Source organism: Kaarinaea lacus (assembly GCF_975902315.1).
Genome location: NZ_CDLKIE010000023.1, coordinates 1 through 3,068, shown reverse-complemented (window position 1 = coordinate 3,068; position 3,068 = coordinate 1). Strand labels below are relative to the sequence as shown.

2 protein-coding genes and 1 pseudogene are annotated in these 3,068 nt (G+C 48.8%); all 3 read left to right on the top strand.

Features of this window, described 5'->3' with window-relative positions:
* Positions 1 to 524 (top strand): annotated as a pseudogene (locus ACWVCM_RS00385) (leucyl aminopeptidase); the annotation flags it as partial.
* Positions 525 to 537: 13 nt separating this feature from the next.
* Positions 538 to 966 carry a DNA polymerase III subunit chi gene (locus tag ACWVCM_RS00380; protein WP_455199710.1) on the top strand — a complete coding sequence of 143 codons (429 nt, stop codon included), beginning with the start codon at positions 538 to 540 and terminating at the stop codon, positions 964 to 966.
* 170 nt (positions 967 to 1,136) lie between these two features.
* Positions 1,137 to 3,068, top strand: a 1,932-nt coding sequence (locus tag ACWVCM_RS00375; RefSeq protein WP_455199709.1) for a valine--tRNA ligase, incomplete at its 3' end; no start/stop codon positions are given.

The following is a 3,068-nucleotide window of genomic DNA, read 5'->3' as shown; positions in this document are numbered from 1 at the left end:
CTATCAATCCTGGCGATATTGTTACGACCATGTCGGGACAAACCGTTGAAATACTCAATACAGACGCGGAAGGACGGCTGATACTATGCGACGCCCTCACCTATTGCGAGAAATACAATCCTGACGATGTCATCGATGTTGCAACATTAACCGGCGCTTGTATCGTCGCCCTGGGGCACCATGCCACCGGCGTGATGGGCAACCACAATCCATTAATTCATGATATTCTCAATGCCGGTAAATCCAGTGGCGACCGAGCCTGGGGATTACCGCTATGGGATGAATACCAGGAACAATTGAAAAGTAACTTTGCTGATATCCCCAACATTGCTGGACGCGATGCAGGTACAATTACCGCGGCATGCTTTTTATCACGCTTTGCTAAAAAATATCACTGGGCGCACATGGATATTGCCGGTACAGCCTGGAAGACGGGTAGCGAAAAAGGAGCGACCGGACGCCCGGTACCATTACTCACGCAGCTGTTAATAGACCGCATCGAAGATTTAAAAAAGCAAAAATAGGAAGATAATCGTAGTGACTAAAGTTGATTTTTATCTGTTGTCAGGCACTGGCCAAATTGCACGGGAGATAATGGCCTGTAAACTTGTCGATAAGGTTTATCAACTGAAACATAAAATCTACATCCACACCGGCTCTCAACAAAATGCCAGGCAACTCGATGATACGCTATGGACATTTAAGCCAGGAAGTTTTATTCCACATTGCATTTACCAACCGGGTGAAAAAAATCCTGAACCTGTAATTATTGGCTACCAGGATCAAGTACCGGAATCACATGACGTGCTACTGAATTTATCCGATGAAGTTCCGTTATTCTTCAGTCAGTTTGATCGCGTCGCCGAATTTGTCGATGCCGATGAGAATTCCCGGTCCTTAGCTAGAACACGATTCAAGTTTTACAAGGATCGCGGCTATGACCTTACGACGCACGAACTACCATAGTGCTAGTTTCCAAATAATCGTTCCCCGCCTTCAGAAGACTGCATTTTTACGATGTCCCGGTTACCGTTTCCGGGTCTTAATAGGTATAATGTACGCCGCTAGTCGGACCGTTGTCCGTTTTACTTCATATTCATAAACCAGGCGCCTGAAAAGCAGTATAAGAATATCCTATGGAAAAAACATACGACCCCCACCAACTCGAACAACGCTGGTACGAAATCTGGGAAAAAAATAATTATTTCGCCCCATCCGGCACAGGTGAATCCTATTGCATAATGATTCCACCGCCCAATGTCACGGGCAGTTTGCATATGGGCCATGCGTTTCAGGATACTATCATGGATGCCCTGACCCGCTATCACCGCATGCGTGGCTGTAACACACTGTGGCAGGCTGGGACCGATCACGCCGGTATTGCCACGCAAATGGTCGTAGAGCGCCAGTTAAAGCAGGAAAACCTGACCCGCCATGACCTGGGCCGGGACGCATTCATTGAAAAAGTCTGGGACTGGAAAAACCATTCCGGTGGCACGATTACCCGCCAGCTGCGCCGCATGGGTGCATCGCTGGATTGGTCGCGCGAACGATTCACCATGGATGAAGGGCTTTCAGAAGCAGTGCAGGAGGTTTTTGTCAGGCTCTATGACGAAGGGTTGATTTACCGGGGCAAACGACTGGTCAATTGGGATCCGATACTCCACACAGCGGTGTCCGACCTGGAAGTCATTTCCGAAGAGGAAAACGGTCATTTATGGCATATGCGCTACCCACTTGCTGATGGTTCCGGCCACCTGGTCGTCGCCACTACTCGCCCTGAAACCATGCTGGGTGACACTGCCGTTGCGGTACACCCCGAAGATGAGCGCTATCAACAGCTTGTTGGCAAAATGGTCAAACTGCCACTAACTGACCGGGAAATCCCGGTCATCGCCGATGAATATGTCGATAAAGAGTTCGGTACGGGTTGTGTGAAAATCACGCCCGCCCACGATTTTAACGACTACGAGGTCGGAACCCGCCACAACCTGGACCAAATCAATATTTTCACTGTCGATGCCTGTATTAATGACAATGCGCCAGAAGTCTACCGCGGTCTGGATCGCTATGAGGCGCGTGAACGCATCGTGGCTGATTTAAAATCCCAGGACTTACTGGAAAAAATAGATGATCACAAATTAATGGTGCCACGCGGTGACCGCACCAATGCCGTCATTGAGCCGTTTTTGACCGATCAATGGTTTGTGAAAATTGCGCCTCTCGCCGAACCAGCCATCGCGGCAGTCGAAAACGGAGATATCCAGTTCGTACCGGATAACTGGAAAAACACCTATTACGACTGGATGAGAAACATACAGGACTGGTGTATCAGCCGACAGATCTGGTGGGGGCACCGTATCCCTGCCTGGTACGATGACGCTGGTAACCAATACGTTGCCCGTAATGAACAGGAAGCCCGTGACAAATACCAGTTGTCTGCCGACCTCCCCTTACGTCAGGATGATGATGTACTGGACACATGGTTTTCTTCTGCATTGTGGCCTTTCTCTACTCTCGGGTGGCCAAAACAGACGGACAGCCTCAAAACCTTTTACCCAACTAACGTGTTGGTGACAGGATTTGACATCATATTCTTTTGGGTCGCTCGCATGATAATGATGGGTATTAAATTCACCGGCCAGGTTCCATTTCATCAGGTCTATATACATGGACTGGTCAGGGATTCCCATGGGCAAAAGATGTCAAAATCCAAGGGCAACGTACTTGATCCTATCGATTTGATTGATGGCATCGACCTGGAATCACTGGTGAAGAAACGCACCACTGGTTTGATGCAGCCCAAGATGGCGCCCAAGATTGAGAAAATCACTCGCAAGGATTTTCCGGATGGTATACCCGCATTTGGTACTGATGCCCTGCGCTTTACTTTTGCCGCCATGGCATCCACCGGGCGCGATATTAATTTTGACTTGGCCCGTGTGGAAGGTTATCGCAACTTTTGCAATAAAATCTGGAATGCTGCCCGCTATGTTTTCATGAATACTGAAGGTCAGGACTGCGGTATCGACAGTGATGATATTACACTTACAGCCGCTGACCGTTGG